At 67.4% G+C, this 16046-nt stretch carries 14 protein-coding genes and 1 pseudogene; 9 read left to right on the forward strand and 6 right to left on the reverse strand.

All coding sequences use genetic code 11. The annotated features are described in order from the left end of the window. Nucleotides 1–167 precede the first annotated feature (167 nt). Nucleotides 168–650: pseudogene (locus RMCB_RS22520) on the forward strand (aldo/keto reductase); the annotation flags it as partial. A gap of 20 nt (nt 651–670) precedes the next feature. Beyond that, nucleotides 671–2257, forward strand: coding sequence for a gamma-glutamyltransferase (gene ggt, locus RMCB_RS22525; protein WP_062830555.1), 1587 nt, complete (start codon nt 671–673; stop codon nt 2255–2257). Here the strand turns inward: ggt and oxc are convergent. Continuing rightward, entirely contained in the window at nt 2254–3948 is a 1695-nt protein-coding gene (gene oxc / locus RMCB_RS22530; RefSeq protein WP_109784391.1) for an oxalyl-CoA decarboxylase, read from the reverse strand. The two genes, ggt and oxc, sit on opposite strands and share 4 nt — an antisense overlap. A 333-nt stretch (nt 3949–4281) precedes the next feature. Between oxc and RMCB_RS22535 the strand changes: the two genes are divergently transcribed. Both RMCB_RS22535 and RMCB_RS22540 read left to right on the forward strand, forming a co-directional pair. Further along, nucleotides 4282–5832 carry a FadD7 family fatty acid--CoA ligase gene (locus tag RMCB_RS22535; protein ID WP_062830557.1) on the forward strand — a complete coding sequence of 517 codons (1551 nt, stop codon included), beginning with the start codon at nt 4282–4284 and terminating at the stop codon, nt 5830–5832. A 114-nt stretch (nt 5833–5946) separates the two neighbouring features. Then, entirely contained in the window at nt 5947–6204 is a 258-nt protein-coding gene (locus tag RMCB_RS22540) for a hypothetical protein (RefSeq protein ID WP_072278527.1), read from the forward strand. 16 nt (nt 6205–6220) lie between these two features. Here the strand turns inward: RMCB_RS22540 and RMCB_RS22545 are convergent, their stop codons facing one another. After that, the gene (locus RMCB_RS22545; RefSeq protein ID WP_029366327.1) at nt 6221–6538 is read right to left on the reverse strand and encodes a hypothetical protein; all 318 of its coding nucleotides are present in this window, start codon (nt 6536–6538) and stop codon (nt 6221–6223) included. 97 nt (nt 6539–6635) lie between these two features. Here RMCB_RS22545 and RMCB_RS22550 point away from each other — a divergent pair, with 97 nt between their 5' ends. Next, nucleotides 6636–8258, forward strand: coding sequence for a fatty acid--CoA ligase (locus RMCB_RS22550; protein WP_062830559.1), 1623 nt, complete (start codon nt 6636–6638; stop codon nt 8256–8258). Between the two features lie 15 nt (nt 8259–8273). On the opposite strand, the gene RMCB_RS22555 is transcribed toward RMCB_RS22550, so the two are convergent. Beyond that, nucleotides 8274–9104 (reverse strand): alpha/beta fold hydrolase, encoded by an 831-nt coding sequence (locus RMCB_RS22555; RefSeq protein WP_062830560.1) that lies wholly within the window; start codon nt 9102–9104, stop codon nt 8274–8276. 62 nt (nt 9105–9166) lie between these two features. On the opposite strand from RMCB_RS22555, the gene RMCB_RS22560 reads away from it, so the two are divergent. Then, nucleotides 9167–9772, forward strand: coding sequence for a TetR/AcrR family transcriptional regulator (locus RMCB_RS22560; RefSeq protein WP_062830561.1), 606 nt, complete (start codon nt 9167–9169; stop codon nt 9770–9772). Nucleotides 9773–9862: 90 nt separating this feature from the next. On the opposite strand, the gene RMCB_RS22565 is transcribed toward RMCB_RS22560, so the two are convergent. Then, the gene (locus tag RMCB_RS22565) at nt 9863–11053 is read right to left on the reverse strand and encodes a lipid-transfer protein (RefSeq protein WP_062830724.1); all 1191 of its coding nucleotides are present in this window, start codon (nt 11051–11053) and stop codon (nt 9863–9865) included. 76 nt (nt 11054–11129) lie between these two features. Between RMCB_RS22565 and RMCB_RS22570 the strand changes: the two genes are divergently transcribed. After that, nucleotides 11130–12179 carry an NAD(P)H-dependent amine dehydrogenase family protein gene (locus RMCB_RS22570; protein ID WP_062830562.1) on the forward strand — a complete coding sequence of 350 codons (1050 nt, stop codon included), beginning with the start codon at nt 11130–11132 and terminating at the stop codon, nt 12177–12179. A gap of 3 nt (nt 12180–12182) precedes the next feature. Here the strand turns inward: RMCB_RS22570 and RMCB_RS22575 are convergent, their stop codons facing one another. Continuing rightward, nucleotides 12183–13226 (reverse strand): zinc-binding dehydrogenase, encoded by a 1044-nt coding sequence (locus tag RMCB_RS22575; protein WP_062830563.1) that lies wholly within the window; start codon nt 13224–13226, stop codon nt 12183–12185. Between the two features lie 75 nt (nt 13227–13301). Between RMCB_RS22575 and RMCB_RS22580 the strand changes: the two genes are divergently transcribed. Both RMCB_RS22580 and RMCB_RS22585 read left to right on the forward strand, forming a co-directional pair. Then, on the forward strand, nt 13302–14162 hold the full coding sequence (locus RMCB_RS22580) for a class II glutamine amidotransferase (protein WP_062830564.1): 861 nt from the start codon (nt 13302–13304) through the stop codon (nt 14160–14162). Between the two features lie 30 nt (nt 14163–14192). Further along, complete coding sequence (locus tag RMCB_RS22585; protein ID WP_062830565.1) at nt 14193–15050, forward strand: patatin-like phospholipase family protein; 858 nt, start codon at nt 14193–14195, stop codon at nt 15048–15050. A gap of 1 nt (nt 15051) precedes the next feature. Here the strand turns inward: RMCB_RS22585 and RMCB_RS22590 are convergent, their stop codons facing one another. Continuing rightward, the gene (locus RMCB_RS22590; protein ID WP_062830566.1) at nt 15052–16035 is read right to left on the reverse strand and encodes a patatin-like phospholipase family protein; all 984 of its coding nucleotides are present in this window, start codon (nt 16033–16035) and stop codon (nt 15052–15054) included. Between the last annotated feature and the right edge of the window lie 11 nt (nt 16036–16046).

Genomic DNA, 16046 nt, shown 5'->3' on the forward strand with positions numbered 1-16046 from the left:
GACACCCCCTGCGCGGCAAGCCACCCGCGCTTCTGCCCATGAGGCTGCAGGTGATACCGATCGACAAACGCACGAACCTCCGCCGCCGAAAACCCCGGGCTGATCGACATAACCCTCCATCCCAAACAGGTAGATGAATGACTCACAACCAGCCTGGCAAAGAGGGGACGTGGCACGTACTGGAGGAATTCGCCAAAGACGGCCGCGCCCGCAGCATCGGGGTATCGAACTTCCAGCCGCCACACCTGGAGCGACTGCTGAAGGAGTCCGACACGGTGCCGTCGGTCAACCAGATCGAGGTGCATCCGTACTTCACCAACGAAGAGGTCCGCGCGTACGGGCGCGAGCACGGTATCGCGACCGAAGCCTGGTCGCCGATCGCGAAAGGCCGGGTGCTCGACGATCCGGTTGTCACGAGGATCGCCGACGCCGTGGGCCGGTTTCCCGCACAAGTCGTGCTGCGCTGGCATATTCAGCGTGGGGACATCGTGTTTCCGAAATCGGTTTCGCCAGAACGGGTCAGATCCAACTTCGAGCTGTTCGACTTCGAACTCACCGACTCCGACATGGAGGCGATCTCGGCCCTCGACCGCGGCGAACCCGGACGGACCGGTCCCAACCCCGACACCTTCGACCGGATCCCATCCTGACGCGGGCCTAGCGTGCGAACATGAGCGTGCCGTTCTCCTGGGATCTGCCGTACGCCTGGCCCAGAAAGCCTGTCCTGGCGCGCAACGTCGTCTGCACCTCGCAGCCACTCGCCGCGCAGGCAGGCCTGGCGATGCTCGCGGAAGGCGGAAACGCCGTCGACGCGGCTGTCGCGACGGCGATCACGCTTTCCCTGGTGGAGCCCGTTTCCAACGGGATCGGCTCGGATGCTTTCGCAATCGTCTGGGACAGTGGGCAATTGCACGGCTTGAATGCCTCCGGGCGCTCGCCCGCGGCGTGGACACCCGAGTACTTCCGCGGCGTGCAGATTCCCGCGCTGGGCTGGAATGCGGTGACCGTGCCGGGCGCGGTCGCGGCCTGGGTCGCGTTGCACGACAGGTTCGGCAGGTTGCCGTTCGCGCGGCTGTTCGAGCCGGCAATCCCCTACGGCCGCAATGGGTTTCTGGTCTCGCCGACTGTCGCAGGACAATGGGCGGCGCAAGCACCGGTACTCGCATCGCAGCCCGGCTTCGCCGCGGCGTTCTTGCCGGGTGGCCGGGCACCGGCGCCGGGCGAGCTGTTCACATTCCCCGAACACGCTGCCAGCCTTGAGCTCATCGCCGCAACGCACGGCGAAGCGTTCTACCGTGGCGACCTCGCCGAGAGGATGGTGGCGCACTCGGACGCCAACGGCGGCGCGATGGCCACCTCCGACCTGGCCGCGCACCGCGTCGAGTGGGTCGACACGATCGATGTCGACTACCGCGGTTACACGGTCCACGAGATCCCGCCGAACGGTCAGGGCATCGTGGCACTCGCGGCGCTGGGCATCCTCGAGAACTTCGACATGGCTTCGCTTCCCGTCGATTCGGTCGAGAGCGTGCACCTGCAGATCGAGGCGGTGAAACTCGCGTTCGCCGACGCGCTTTCCCATGTGGCCGACAGCGAGCACATGACACTGCCGCCGAGCGAGCTTCTCGACGCCGAATACCTGCGGGAGAGAGCGGGGCTCATCGACCGCGCCAAAGCCCAACATTTCACAACAGGGCGCCCACCCGCGGGAGGCACGGTTTACCTGACCGCCGCCGACGACTCGGGAATGATGGTCTCGATGATCCAGTCGAATTACCTCGGTTTCGGCTCGGGTGTGGTGGTGCCGGGTACCGGGATCTCGCTGCAGAACCGCGGCACTGGCTTCGTCCTGACCCCGGGGCATCCCAACCGCGTCGGGCCGCGAAAGCGTCCGTTCCACACCATCATTCCCGGCTTTCTCACCAAGGCCGGTGCTCCCGTGATGAGCTTCGGCGTGATGGGCGGGACCATGCAACCACAGGGCCATCTTCAGGTCGTGGTGCGGATCGCCGACTACGGGCAGAACCCGCAGGCCGCGTGCGACGGACCACGCTTCCGCTGGTTGCAGGGCACGCGAGTGTCCGTCGAGGACGGTTTCCCGGCCGCGACGCTGGCAGGCCTGCGCGACCTCGGCCACGACCTGGTCACCGTGGGCGACTACCAACAATTCGGTAGCTGCCAGGCGATTTGGCGACTGGGTGACGGGTATCTCGCTGCGAGCGATCCGCGCCGGGACGGCCAGGCTGCCGGCTTCTAAGCCCCGTGACCGATACCGACCGGGTTGAGATGGGTCAGGTGACCGCTCTCGGTGCCGTCGGTGGGATCGATGACACAGTCGATGAGTGACGGCCCACGGGAGGCAAGGGCGTTGCGCAGCGCAGCCTCGAGTTGTTCCGGTGTGCTCACGTGATACCCGACACCGCCGAACGCGGTGATCAGCCGGTCGTGGCGGGCTGTGGGCATGAGAGTGGTGGGCGAGGGGTCGGTCGACGCGGGATTGGCCCCGTCGCCCCGGTAGACGCCGCCGTTGTTGAGCACGACCACGACGACGGGAAGCCGATAGCGGCAGATGGTCTCCAGCTCCATGCCGCTGAAGCCGAAGGCGCTGTCGCCCTCGATCGCCACCACCGGGTCGCCGCTTTCGACGGCCGCTGCGATGGCGTAGCCCATCCCGATACCCATGACGCCCCAGGTGCCGCTGTCGAGCCGGTGTCGCGGCACCGTCATGTCGATCACGTTGCGCGCCAGGTCGAGCGCATTGGCGCCTTCGTTGACCACATACACCTCGGGGCGGTCGCGCAGCACGTCGCGAATCGCGCGCAGCGCCCCGTGGAACCGCATCGGATGCGCCTGCTCGCCAAGTCGCTCGGCCATCGCCGCGGTGTTGCGCGCCGAACGTGCGGCGAGCTGGTCGCGCCACGACGACGGTGCCGTGATCTCACGGGTCCGCCGGGCGAGTGCGGTCATCACCGAGCCGATATCGCCGAGCAGGGGTGCCGCGATCGGTGCGTTGCTGTCCAGCTCGTTCGGGTCGATGTCGACCTGGATGAACTTCACGTCCGCGCTCCACTGTGGTGGCTCGCCGTGCCCGAGCAGCCAGTTCAGCCGTGCGCCGACGAGCAACACCACGTCGGCGTTGCGCAGTGCCAGCGACCTCGCCGTGGCGGCCGACTGCGGATGGCCGTCGGGTAGTAGGCCTTTCGCCATCGACATCGGCAGGAACGGTATGTCGGTGTTCTCGACGAACGCGCGAATCGCGTCGTCGGCCCGGGCGTACGCGGCACCCTTACCGAGCACGACGAGCGGACGCTCTGCCCCGGCGAGCAATTCGACGGCGCGGTCGATCGCAGCCGGTGACGGGACCTGGTCGGGAGCCGCGTCGACCACCGTCCGCAGTGACGCGCGCGCCTGGTCGCCATCCATGACGTCACCGAGCACTGCCGCGGGAATGTCCAGGTAGACGCCACCGGGGCGGCCGGAGGACGCGATGCGGACGGCGCGCGCGACGGCCAGGCCGATGTCCTGGACCCGGTTCACCCGGAAGGCGGCCTTGGTGTAGGGCCGCGCGGCGGCGAGCTGGTCGAGCTCCTCGTAGTCGCCGCGTTGCAGGTCGACGATGTGGCGCTCACTCGATCCCGAAATCTGCACCATGGGAAAGCAATTCGTGGTCGCGTTGGCGAGGGCGACCAGCCCGTTGAGAAAACCGGGTGCGGACACCGTGAGGCAGATGCCGGGCTTCTTGGTGAGGAACCCGGCTGCCGCCGCAGCGTGTCCGGCGTCGCTCTCATGGCGGAATCCGATGTAGCGCAGGCCTTCCGCCTGGGCCACGCGGGCGATGTCGGTGACGGGGATGCCGACCACGCCGTAGATCGTCTCAATCCCGTTGAGTTTGAGTGCCTCGACCACCACGTGATACCCGTCGGTGGCCGTGGCGGTCGAGGATGCCATCGCGGCTGCCGTGCGCTGTTGTTCGATGGGAGGTGCGGAAGTCATGTCGGAATTCCTCTCGACGCTGGTGATCTCACTGCCATCGTCGTCGCCCGTGGTGATCGCCGTCAGCAGCGCTGGCGCCCATTGCCCGGTTGGGGCAGTGTCACCACCGCCCCCCTGCTAGCTGCAAAATCGCGGCGAAACCGAGCAGCGGACGCGACGATCGGGGTCATCCCGCCTACCATGCGAGATGACCGCATTCGAGATGTGCGGCAAATCTGTTGTCAGACAACAGCATTGATGCGTTCAAGGCGGAGCGCTCGACTCACACACTGCAAGAAGGTGATTGCCATGATCACGATGACCGGATTGTCCGACGTGCTCGACGAGCAGCTGCGGATCGCGCCATGGGCTACCGCACTGGTGGCCACCGCCGAGCGCATCCCGGTGAGCTACGGAACGTTGTCCGACCTGGTGGACCAGATCGTCGTGGGCCTGCGCGATGCGGGTTTGCGCCGAGGGGATGCCGTCGGGCTCGTGGGCGCCAACACCGTCGAGTTCGTCGTGGGACTGCTCGGCGCGGCACGGGCCGGTCTCGTGACGGCCCCGCTGGACCCGGCGCTGCCCGCTGCGGAACTGAGAGATCGGCTCGACCGGGTCGGTGCCAGGGCCCTGCTGATCGGTTCGGCGGCAACGGATCAGACGCCGGTCGACGCCGGCCCCGGCCGTGCGGGCATGCGCGTGCGCGTGGAACTCGCCGGTCCGACGGCAGGGACGGCGTGGCTCGAGTTCGGCCCCGCATCGGGTGCCCTTGGCGACCACGCGAATCCCGGCCTCCGACCCGAGGATGCGCTGGTGCTGTTCACCTCGGGCACCACCGGCCAGGCCAAGATGGTGCCTCTGACGCATGGCAATGTGGCCGCCTCGGTGCGGGGAATCTGTGCGACCTACGACCTGGGCCCCGATGACGCGACCGTGGCGGTGATGCCGCTGTTCCATGGCCACGGGTTGGTGGCCGTGCTACTCGGCTCGTTGGCCAGTGGGGGACGAGTGCTGCTCCCGGCACGCGGGCGGTTCTCTGCGCACATGTTCTGGAACGAGATGCGATCCGTCGGCGCCACATGGTTCAGCGCGGTGCCCACCATCCACCAGATCCTGCTGAATCGCCCCGCCGCGGATGTTCCCGGCCCGGACGTGCTGTCGCTGCGATTCGTCCGCAGCTGTAGCGCTCCGCTGGACATCACCACCGCCCGCGCCATCGAGCGGGCCTTCGGCGCGCCCCTCCTGGAGGCCTATGGAATGACCGAGACCACCCACCAGGCGGCCGGCGAGCAGATCCGCGCGCGGACTCCAGACGAACTCGGCTCGGTGGGGCGCGGCACGGGCGCGGTGCGGCTGCGAATCGTCGACGGTGCCGGAAACCCTTGCCCGCCCGGTGTGATGGGTGAGGTGTGGGTGAGCGGCTCCACCGTCGCCCGCGGCTATCTCGCTGATCCGGTTGAGACGGCCAAGAGCTTCGTCGACGGCTGGTTCCGCACGGGTGACCTGGGCATCGTGGATGTCGACGGACGACTGCATCTGACCGGCCGGATCAAGAACATCATCATCCGAGGCGGCGAGAACATCTCTCCCGAACATGTCGAAGGCGTCCTCACGGGGTGTGACGGCGTCGTGGAGGCGGCGGTGTTCGCGATTCCCGACGATACGTTCGGCGAACGGGTCGGCGCGGCTGTGGTGCTCTCCGGCCGACGTGCCGGCGGACCCGAACAGATCGCCCTGGAATGCCGCGCCAAGCTGCCTGCCTTCGAAGTCCCCGAGCGGATCGACGTCGTCACGGCGCTGCCGCATACCGCCAAGGGCGCCATCGACCGCAATGCCGTCAAGCAGCTCTACGCGCATTGACCGGGATTGCAGCTGGCAGGTATCGGCGATTGGAGGTCAGCGCCAAGGATCCCGAGCCTGTGTCGGCGGATCGTGAAAGGGCAAGGACCACAACACTTTCCAAGGAGTGACACCATGCATCGAACAGTCAAGCGCGTTGCGGCCGCAGTGGTGGCGGCCGTCGTCACAGGCGCCGTCGTCGCCGCACCCGCGGCCGCGGCAGTGGACAGCACACCCGCGGAACCCACCCACTCGGTGTCAGCGGCACCGGATCAGGTCGTGCATGCATCCGACGCCGGATACCACGGCTGGCACGGAGGCTGGGGCGATCGCGGCTGGCGCGGAGACTACGGCTGGGGCCATTACCGCCACTGGGGGCCGTGGGGCTGGTGAGCCGAAGCCGGCGTACTCAGCCCTGGCAGTTCAGTGACACCGACACCGTCTGGCTGGTGACCACCTGCACCAGGACGCGGTCGTTGCCGTTGCCGCGGCCCGGGCCGGTATAGGGCACCCACTGCTTGACCTGCTGCGGGTTGCGGACGCTGGTGACCACGCACTGGTCCAGCGGTGCGGTGCCGACGCGATCGATGTTGACGGTATAGCCCTGCGATTGCAGCCGGCTGATGGTTTCCTGCGCTGTCTCGTCGGCGGAGGCAAGGCCCGCGGGGGCGCCCACCAGCCCGATCACAGCCACTGCGACCGCACCCATGGCCCACTTCACCCGCATTGTCGTGCCTCTCGTTCAGCTACTTCACATCTTCCTCTCCTTACATCGTTTCGGGAACCGGATTCGTTCCCACCGGCACCCCGATAGCATCGCGCCCGTGGACAGCACCATGCAGAACTGGCCGTTGACCATCACGGCGATCCTGCGGCACGCCTGTGGCGCCAACGGCGACCGAACCGTCACCACCGCCACCGGTCAGGGTGGATACCGCACCAGCACCTACCGAGAGATCGGCGAACAGGCCGCCCGACTGGCGCACGCACTGCGGGGCTTCGGCATCACCGGCGACGAGCGGGTGGGCACGTTCATGTGGAACAACGCCGAACATCTGGTTGCCTATCTGGCGGTGCCCGCGATGGGGGCGGTGCTGCACACCCTCAACATCCGGTTGTCCCCGGAGCAGATCGCCTACATCGCCAACGAAGCGCAGGACCGGGTGATCATCGCCGACGCGTCGCTGGTGGCGCAGCTGGCTCCCGTGCTGCCCCTCTTGGAGACCGTGCACACCGTGATCGTGGCCGGGGACGGTGACGTCAGTGCGCTGAGAGGGGTCACTGTCGTGCGGTACGACGAGATGCTGGCGGCTCAGCCCGCGCAGTTCGACTGGCCGGATATCGACGAGAGTTCGGCTGCCGCAATGTGTTACACGAGCGGCACCACGGGAAACCCCAAGGGCGTGGTGTACAGCCATCGGTCGAGCTATCTGCACGCGCTGTCCACCTGCACTGCCAATGCGCTCGATGTGGGCACCGGCGATGTGGTGTTGCCCATCGTGCCGATGTTCCACGCGAATGCCTGGGGGTTGCCGTACGCGGCCCTGATGGCCGGGGCGCATCTGGTCATGCCGGACCGGTTCCTCGACGGTGCGTCGCTGATCGAGCTGATCGAATCGCGGCGTCCCACGGTGGCAGGCGCCGTGCCCACCATCTGGAACGACGTGATGCACTGCCTGGAAAAGGCTCCGGGACATGATATTTCGTCGTTGCGACTGGTCGCATGCGGCGGTTCGGCGGTACCGGTCTCGCTGATGCGGACGTTCCAGGAGCGCTACGGCGTGTACATCCAGCAGGCGTGGGGGATGACCGAGACATCGCCGCTGGCGACGGTCGCCAAACCGCTGCCCGGAGTGTCCGAGGAACGGCACTGGGCGATGCGCGCCACCGCGGGGCGAGCGATGTGCGGCGTCGAGGTCCGCATCGTCGACGACAGCGGTGCGCCCATGCCCGCCGACGGTAAAGCCGTGGGGGAGCTGGAAGTACGCGGTCCGTGGATCACCGGTAGCTACTATCGCGGGCGCGACGCGGAGAAGTTCGACACCGGGTGGTTGCGCACCGGCGACGTGGGCTGCATCGACGAGGACGGCTACGTCACCCTCACCGACCGGGCCAAGGACGTCATCAAATCCGGTGGCGAGTGGATCTCTTCGGTGGAGCTGGAGAATCTTCTGATCGCCCATCCCGCGGTGTTGGAGGCCGCCGTCGTCGGCGTGCCCGACGAGCGCTGGCAGGAACGCCCGCTCGCCGTTGTGGTGCTGCACGAGAATGCCACGGCCAGCCCGGCGGAACTACGAGAATTCTTGGCGGACAAGGTGGTTCGGTGGTGGCTTCCGGAGCGCTGGACGTTCATCGATCAGGTACCGCGCACCAGCGTCGGCAAGTACGACAAGAAGACGATCCGGGCCCGGCATGCCGACGGTGCCTACGAGGTGGTCACCATCTAGGACTCGGGGAGGAGATCAGGCGCGGACGGCGATGGTCGACAGCAGATCGGCCAACCGATCCGGCCGGTCGATCATCGAGAAGGTGCGGGCGCCGTCGATCACTTCCAGCCGCGCGTTCGGGATGGTCTGCGCGAGCCGTTCGCCGTCGCCGAGTTCGAAGAACACATCGTCGGCCGACCACGCGATCAGCGTCGGCTTGTCGAATTCGGGGAGCCGTGCGGCCACGCCGGTGGTGACCTCGGTGCGCAGCGACAGGGTGAATTGCCGCAGGTCCTCGGCGATTGCCGGATTCGACCGGGTGGTGTGTACCCATTCCCGAGTGAGGACATCGATGTTCGCGTGAGCCAGGCCCGCGTAGGCCCGCTTGCGCACAGCGGGGATCCGTACCGCCTGAGCGACGCCGCGGAACAGCGCCTTGGAGTGTGCGGCCCGGATCAGCGGTTTGAGGATGGGCGGTGGAAAGTGTTCGAAGGCATCGCAACTCGTCAACACCAGGGCGCCGATCCGCTCGGGGTGATGCACCGCCACCAGTTGCGTGACCACCCCGCCGGTGTCGTTGCCGACCAGTACGACGTCGTCGAGATCCAGCGCGGTCAGGGTGTCGGCGACGATGTTCGCGACGCCGCGGATGCTGCGGTCCGCGCTCGGCCGTAACGGTTCGGGGTGTGCGCCCAACGGCCAGGTCGGGGCGATGCAGCGCAGGCCACGCGCCGCCAGGCGCGCGCTGACCTGTCGCCACAGCTGCCCACCCATCATGTACCCGTGGACGAAGACGACCGGCCTGCCGTCCTTCGGTCCGAATTCCTCGAAATGGACGGTTCCGGCGCTAATCTCAATGATCGACATGGATGACTCCCGGCTCGATAGACATTTACGAACAGTCTGCCGGTAACTTACCAACAGGGTGTATGGAAAACAAGAGACGTACTCAGGAAGAGCGCTCCGCGGCGACGCGGGAAGCGTTGATCGCGGCTGCCCGGCGACTGTGGGGCGAACGTGGATACTCCGAGGTGGGGACGCCGGAGATCGCCACGGCCGCCGGGGTGACCCGCGGCGCGATGTATCACCAATTCGCCGACAAGGCAGCGCTTTTCCTTGCTGTGGTGGAGGTGGTGGAGCAGGACGTGATGGCGAGGCTGGCGACCGAGGTGGCGGCGTCGGGAGCGACCACGCCGGCCGACGCGATCCGTGCCGCCGTCGACGCGTGGCTGGAGGTCTCCGGTGATCCCGAGGTGCGCCAGCTGATCCTGCTCGACGCCCCGAGTGTGCTCGGCTGGGCAGGGTTCCGTGATGTGGCCCAGCGCTACAGCCTCGGCATGACCGAGCAACTGCTCGCCGAGGCAATCAAGGCCGGTCAACTCGCGCGTCAGCCCGTGCGGGCGCTGGCTCACGTGCTGATCGGCGCCCTCGACGAGGCGGCCATGGCCATCGCCACCGCCGAGGATCCGAAGAAGGCCCGCCGCGAGATCAAGCAGGTGTTACGCCGGCTGATCGACGCGATGTTGACGGGCTGACATTCCCGCGACTTTCTCCCACGAGCAGACAGCAGGGTACGCGAAATGCGGCGTGTCGGGTACCCGCACGTCTGCTCGCGAGAAGAAGTCTTACCGCTCGGCGCGCTGGTAGGCCGTCACGACGGCGGCGCCGCCAAGGCCGATGTTGTGCTGCAGGGCAGCGGTGACGCCCTCGACCTGACGCTTGTCGGCGGTGCCGCGCAGTTGCCAGGTCAGCTCGGCGCACTGGGCCAGGCCCGTCGCGCCCAACGGGTGGCCTTTGGAGATGAGCCCGCCGGACGGGTTGACCACCCAGCGGCCGCCGTAGGTGGTGTCGTTGTTGTCGATCAACCGAGGGGCGTCGCCCTCACCGCACAGACCAAGGGCCTCGTAGAGCAGCAACTCGTTGGCGGAGAAGCAGTCGTGCAGCTCGATGACCTGGAAATCCTCGGGGCCGAGGCCCGACTGCGCGTAGACCTGTTGGGCGGCTTGCACATTCATGTCATACCCGATGATGTTGGCGGCGCTGCCGTCAAAGGTCGAGGCGAAGTCGGTGGTCATGGCCTGCCCGACGATCTCGACAGCTGCCGACGCCAGACCGTGTTTGTCCACGAATGCCTCGCTGGCCAGGATCGCCGCACCGGAGCCGTCGGAGGTCGGGGAGCACTGCAGCTTGGTCAGGGGATCGGAGATCATCTTGGCAGCCAGGATGTCGTCGAGCGTGTACTCGTCCTGGAACTGCGCATACGGATTGTTGACCGAGTGCTTGTGGTTCTTGTAACCGATCTTCGCGAAATGCTCGGCCGTGGTGCCGTACTTCTTCATGTGTTCGCGGCCGGCCGCGCCGAACATCCACGGCGCCACCGGAAATGCGAATTCGTCGATCTCGGCCAGTGCCTTGACGTGGCGGCCCAGCGGCGATTCCCGGTCCTGGGCACCGGCCTGAAGCGAGCCGGGCTGCATCTTCTCGAAGCCGAGCGCGATGGTGCAGTCCGCCAAGCCGCCCCGGATGGCTTGTGCGGCAAGGTAAAGCGCCGTCGACCCGGTAGAACAGTTGTTGTTCACATTGACGATCGGGATGCCCGTCATGCCGAGCTCGTAGAGCGCACGCTGACCCGAGGTGGAATCTCCCGAGCAGTACCCGACATAGCCCTGCTGGACTTGGTCGTAGGAGATCCCGGCGTCCTCGAGTGCCTTGGTGCCCGACTCGTTGGCCATCTGCGGGTAGTCCCAGCCTTCCCGACGGCCGGGCTTCTCGAACTTCGTCATCCCCACGCCGACAACGAATACTTTGTTAACCATGTCGAGAAACATACATATCGCGGCGCGCTTAGTGTAGAGATAAATAGAACACGTTCTAGTTCGTCGAGGAGGCGTCGTGGCGTTGCGCGTGGTGCAGTGGGCGACCGGCGGAGTCGGCGTGGCCGCCATCAAGGGCGTGCTGGAACACCCGGACCTGGAACTGGCCGGATGTTGGGTGCACTCGGACGCCAAGAACGGCAGGGACGTCGGAGAACTCATCGGTACCGGGCCTATCGGCGTCGTCGCGACCAACAGCGTCGACGAGATCCTCTCGTTGGATGCCGACGCGGTGATCTACGCGCCGCTGGTGCCCAACCCCGACGAAGTGGCGGCGCTGCTGCGGTCCGGCAAGAACGTCGTCACCCCGATCGGCTGGTTCTACCCGTCGGACAAGCAGGCCGAGCCGCTGCGGGCCGCCGCGCTCGAAGGCGGTGCCACGCTGCACGGCACAGGCATCGCACCCGGCGGCATCAGTGAGAAGTTCCCGCTGCTGGTGTCGGCGCTGTCCACGGGCGTGCGGTTCGTGCGCGCCGAGGAATTCTCCGACCTGCGCACCTACGAGGCGCCCGACGTGGTGCGTCATGTGATGGGCTTCGGCGGTGAGCCGGACAGCGCGCTGAGCGGACCGATGCAGAAACTGCTCGACGGCGGCTTCATCCAAGCCATCAAATTGGTGGTGGACCAGGTGGGGTTCAAGGCCGAGCCACGCATCAGGGCCACCCAGGAGATCGCCGTCGCGACCGCGCCCATCGAGTCGCCGATCGGCGTGATCGAACCGGGTCAGGTCGCCGGGCGAAAGTTCCACTGGGAAGCCCTCGTAGGCGACGAACCCGTTGTCCGGATCACCGTCAACTGGCTGATGGGCGAGGAAAACCTCGACCCGGCATGGACTTTCGGGCCGGCCGGGCAACGCTACGAGATGCAGGTCCGGGGTAATCCGGATTTCACCATGGTCATCAACGGATTTCAGGGCGTCGTCGGCGAGCAGGGTCCCGAACCCGGCGTCGTCGCCACCGCGGCGCACTGCGTCAACTCGGTGCCCGCGGTGTGCGCGGCGGCACCCGGCATCGCCACCTATCCCGATCTGCCGTTGATCAGTGGTAAGGCGGCTCCGGATCTGCGGTGATCGCTAGGGCTGCACCAGGATTCGGATGGGATTACCCTCCTGGCGTTCCAGCCTCTCGATGCCCGTCGCGATGTCTTCCAACGAGACGATGCCGCTGATCGAGCGGGACAGGTCCAGCCTGCCCAACGACACCAGTGTCGCCAACGTCGAGATGTCGACGTTCTGATAGCCGAGATGGCCCAGCACCTGCTTCTGGGTCAGGCCGAACATCGACGTCGGCCCAACCGTCGGCTCCTGTGCGCTCATGCCGACCGATACGAGCCTGCCGCCAACGGTCAACTGTCCCAACGCTTGTTCGAACGTCGACTTGAGCCCTACCGCGTCGAACGCCACGTCGAGCCCGCGGCCGCCCGTCACCTCCGCGATCTTCTCGCCGAGGTGTTCATCACGGGAATCGAACGCGTAGTCGGCGCCGAGTTCCAGTGAGCGGTCGAGGACTTCGGCTTTGATGTCGACGGCGATCACCGGTACGGCGCCAACCAGTCGTGCCAACTGCGCGATATGGGTGCCGACGCCACCGAGCCCCCACACCCCGACCGACTCGCCGATCCCGACCTTGCCGGTGCGCACCACCGCGCCGTACGGCGTCGACACCGCATCGGCCAGGATCGCGGCCTGCTCCAACGGCACGTTGTCGGGTACGCGGGTCAGCCCGAATGCCTGCGCGACGGTGTACTCGGCCCACGCGCCGTCATAGGCGAACGCCATCAACTGGATCCGCATGCAGTTGGCGATGTCCCCGCGCCGGCAGTTGGCGCACGTCAGGCAGGGCCTGCCCGCCGCGACGATCACCCGGTCACCCTCGGCCCACCCAGTCACCCCGGGGCCGAGTTTGGCGATGGTGCCCGACGCCTCGTGCCCCTGGGTCACCACCGGGGCCTGCGCCGGGAACGTGCCGTTGATCAAGCTCAGATCCGAGTGGCAGATGCCGCAGAACGCCACCTTCATCAGAACTTCACCCGGACCGGGCTCGGGAATGGGAACATCTTCCACGACAACCGTTTTGGTGTCGGCGTAGAAGCGCTCGGCCCGCATCGTCGCGGTCATCTCGGTTCCCTTCGTCCGGCGGCTACTATCGGCATCATGTCGCAGTCGCCGGTCGTCGAGCAACGACGCTGACCGATGTGTCGGTTGTTCGGACTGCACGCCGGCCGGCACGCCGTCACGGCGACCTTCTGGTTGCTGAACGCGCCGGACAGCCTCGCCGCCCAGAGCAGGCACAACCCGGACGGCACCGGACTGGGCGTGTTCGGGCCCGACGGCGCACCGCAGATCTACAAGCAACCCATTGCGGCGTGGCAGGATTGCGCCTTCGCGACGGAGGCGCATGACCTCACCGCAACCACGTTCATCGCGCATGTCCGGTACGCGTCGACCGGTGCACTGGAGGTCCGCAACACCCATCCCTTCCTGCAGGACGGGCGGATCTTCGCCCACAACGGCGTGGTCGAGGGACTCGACGTGCTGGACGCGCGGCTGGACGAACTCGGAGTGGCCGACCTGGTCGGCGGCGAAAGCGATTCCGAGCGGGTGTTCGCGTTGATCACTGCGGAGATTCGCAGCGCCGACGGCGACGTCACCGCCGGACTGCACTCTGCCATCGGCTGGCTCGCCGACACGGTGCCGATTTACGCCCTCAACGTTCTGCTGAGTACCGCCACCGGCCTGTGGGCCCTGCGCTATCCGGCGACCCACGAGCTGTACTTGCTGGACCGCCGTGAGCCGGCCCAGGGCCAGATGCGGATGCGCAGCCACCGCATCGCCGCGCACTCCGACGAGCTGTCGCGGCATCCGGCGGTGGTGTTCGCCAGCGAGCCGATGGACGGCGAACCCTGGCAGCCGCTCGAGGCTGGTGAACTCCTGCACGTCGACGCCGATCTGAACATCCACCGCGAGGTGGTCTTTCCCGATCCTCCCAAGCATCTGCTGCGACTGGCCGATCTCACCGAGAAGGCCGCAGCATCGCAACACCCCGCCGGGTGAGCCCGCACCTGGCTGGCACACTGGAATCCCGTGGCAACCAAACGCGCACTGGTCCTGGCAGGTGGCGGCATCGCGGGGATCGCATGGGAGACCGGCATTCTGCGCGGCATCGCCGACGAATCGCCGCAGACGGCCGAGGCCCTGCTGGACAGTGACGTTTTGGTCGGCACGTCCGCCGGTTCGACGGTCGCCGCGCAACTCGGCAGCGGGCTGAGCCTCGACGAGCTCTACCAACGTCAGATCGGCGCGAAATCGGCTGAACTGGACCCCGGGGTCGGCATCGACAGTGTCGCCGACCTGTTCCTCGACGCCATGCTCACGCCGAACACCGACAAGGCCCAGAAGCTCCAGAAGATCGGGCAGGTCGCGCTGGACACCCCGACCGTGTCCGAGGCCGTGCGCCGCGAGGTGATCTCCGCGCGGCTGCCGTCTCACGAGTGGCCGCAGCGGGTGCTGCGGATCTCGGCGGTCGACATCGATCGCGGCGAGCTGGTCGGCTTTGACCGGGATTCCGGCGTCGGGCTCGTCGACGCAGTCGCCGCAAGCTGCGCGGTCCCGGGTGTGTGGCCGGTGGTCACGATCGGCGATCGGCGCTACATGGACGGCGGGGTGAGCAGCAGCGTGAACATGGTGCTGGCCGCCGACTGCGATGTCGCGGTGGTGCTGGTGCCCTCGGGGAAGAACACCCCGTCGCCGTTCGGGGCCGGGGTGAGCGCCGAGATCGACGGTTTCGCCGGCGCATCGCTGGGCGTCTACGCGGACGACGACGCGGTGGACGCGTTCGGCGCGAACCCGCTCGATCCGGCCTGCCGGGTGCCCTCGGCGCAGGCCGGCCGCAGGCAGGGGCAGCGCGTCGCCGCGGCGGTGGCCGCATTCCTAGCCGGCTGAGTCAGCCGTCGAGGGCGCGGGCGGCCAGCTCCTGCCCGATCCCGATCACCTCGCCGGCCCGGTGAAACTCCAGGCTGCGGCACACCGTGCGGGGCACCTCGATCAGCAGATCGGGCGGATAGGCCGCCAGCGTGTGACGGGCCAGCGCGGCCTGCGCGATATCGATGGTGCGGTACATCACCTCGAAGCTGCCCAGCCGCGGCGCTTCCGCGGTCTCGGGGACGTCGTCGGTGGACTCGGCCTCGGCGAGCTCGGTCTCCGGAATCTCCAGCTCGGGAATCGTCGCCCCGAACCGGCTCAGCACCGCGCGGGCCGTCGGCCGGTCCAGCATGCTGCGCACCGACGCCGTATCCAGAACCCCCGACGTGCTGCGCAACATGCGGTTGAGCCATTCGGCGCTCGGCCGTGGCTCGCGATCCTCCGGGGCGGCGGCCGTGCCGGGGTCACCGCCGGACACGCTCACCGCGATGGTCAGGTCGGCGTTGACCGCGGCAATCGGCGCCATCGGCAGTGGATCGAGAATGCCGCCGTCGCCGAGCAACCGGCCGCCCAGCGCGTGCGGGGCGATCACGCCCGGGATGGCGATCGATGCCCGGATCGCCGCATCGACCGGGCCGTGCTGCAGCCACACCGACTTCCCGGCGATCAGATCTGTCGCGACCGCGGTATAGGGGATCGGCAGATCCTCGATGGTGGCCTCGCCGAGGATGTCGCGGACGGCGTCGAGGATCTTCTCCGCGCGCATGATCCCCGCGGCGGTGAGCGACGGATCGAGCAGCCGCAACACCGCACGCTGGGTCAAAGTGCGCGCCCACTCGGCGAAGTCGTCGAGCTTGCCCGCGGCGTGCAGCCCACCGACCAGTGCCCCCATCGAGGATCCGGAGACCCCGACCACCTCGTAGCCGCGTTCGCGCAGTTCGTTGATGACGCCGATGTGCGCGTAGCCCCGCGCACCGCCGCTGCCGAGAGCCAGCGCAACTCGCATGCGTCCATTCT

The sequence above is a fragment of the Mycolicibacterium brisbanense genome (genome assembly GCF_001570425.1).
Lineage (GTDB): Bacteria > Actinomycetota > Actinomycetes > Mycobacteriales > Mycobacteriaceae > Mycobacterium > Mycobacterium brisbanense.

Excerpts from the sequence above, each read along its gene's own strand:
- RMCB_RS22540 (WP_072278527.1), top strand. The coding sequence starts at position 5,947 with ATGCATCGAACAGTCAAGCGCGTTGCGGCCGCAGTGGTGGCGGCCGTC.
- RMCB_RS22590 (WP_062830566.1), bottom strand. The coding sequence starts at position 16,035 with ATGCGAGTTGCGCTGGCTCTCGGCAGCGGCGGTGCGCGGGGCTACGCG.
- RMCB_RS22535 (WP_062830557.1), top strand. The coding sequence starts at position 4,282 with ATGATCACGATGACCGGATTGTCCGACGTGCTCGACGAGCAGCTGCGG.
- RMCB_RS22555 (WP_062830560.1), bottom strand. The coding sequence starts at position 9,104 with ATGTCGATCATTGAGATTAGCGCCGGAACCGTCCATTTCGAGGAATTC.
- RMCB_RS22560 (WP_062830561.1), top strand. The coding sequence starts at position 9,167 with ATGGAAAACAAGAGACGTACTCAGGAAGAGCGCTCCGCGGCGACGCGG.
- RMCB_RS22575 (WP_062830563.1), bottom strand. The coding sequence starts at position 13,226 with ATGACCGCGACGATGCGGGCCGAGCGCTTCTACGCCGACACCAAAACG.
- RMCB_RS22580 (WP_062830564.1), top strand. The coding sequence starts at position 13,302 with ATGTGTCGGTTGTTCGGACTGCACGCCGGCCGGCACGCCGTCACGGCG.
- RMCB_RS22565 (WP_062830724.1), bottom strand. The coding sequence starts at position 11,053 with ATGGTTAACAAAGTATTCGTTGTCGGCGTGGGGATGACGAAGTTCGAG.
- ggt (WP_062830555.1), top strand. The coding sequence starts at position 671 with ATGAGCGTGCCGTTCTCCTGGGATCTGCCGTACGCCTGGCCCAGAAAG.
- RMCB_RS22545 (WP_029366327.1), bottom strand. The coding sequence starts at position 6,538 with ATGCGGGTGAAGTGGGCCATGGGTGCGGTCGCAGTGGCTGTGATCGGG.
- oxc (WP_109784391.1), bottom strand. The coding sequence starts at position 3,948 with ATGGCATCCTCGACCGCCACGGCCACCGACGGGTATCACGTGGTGGTC.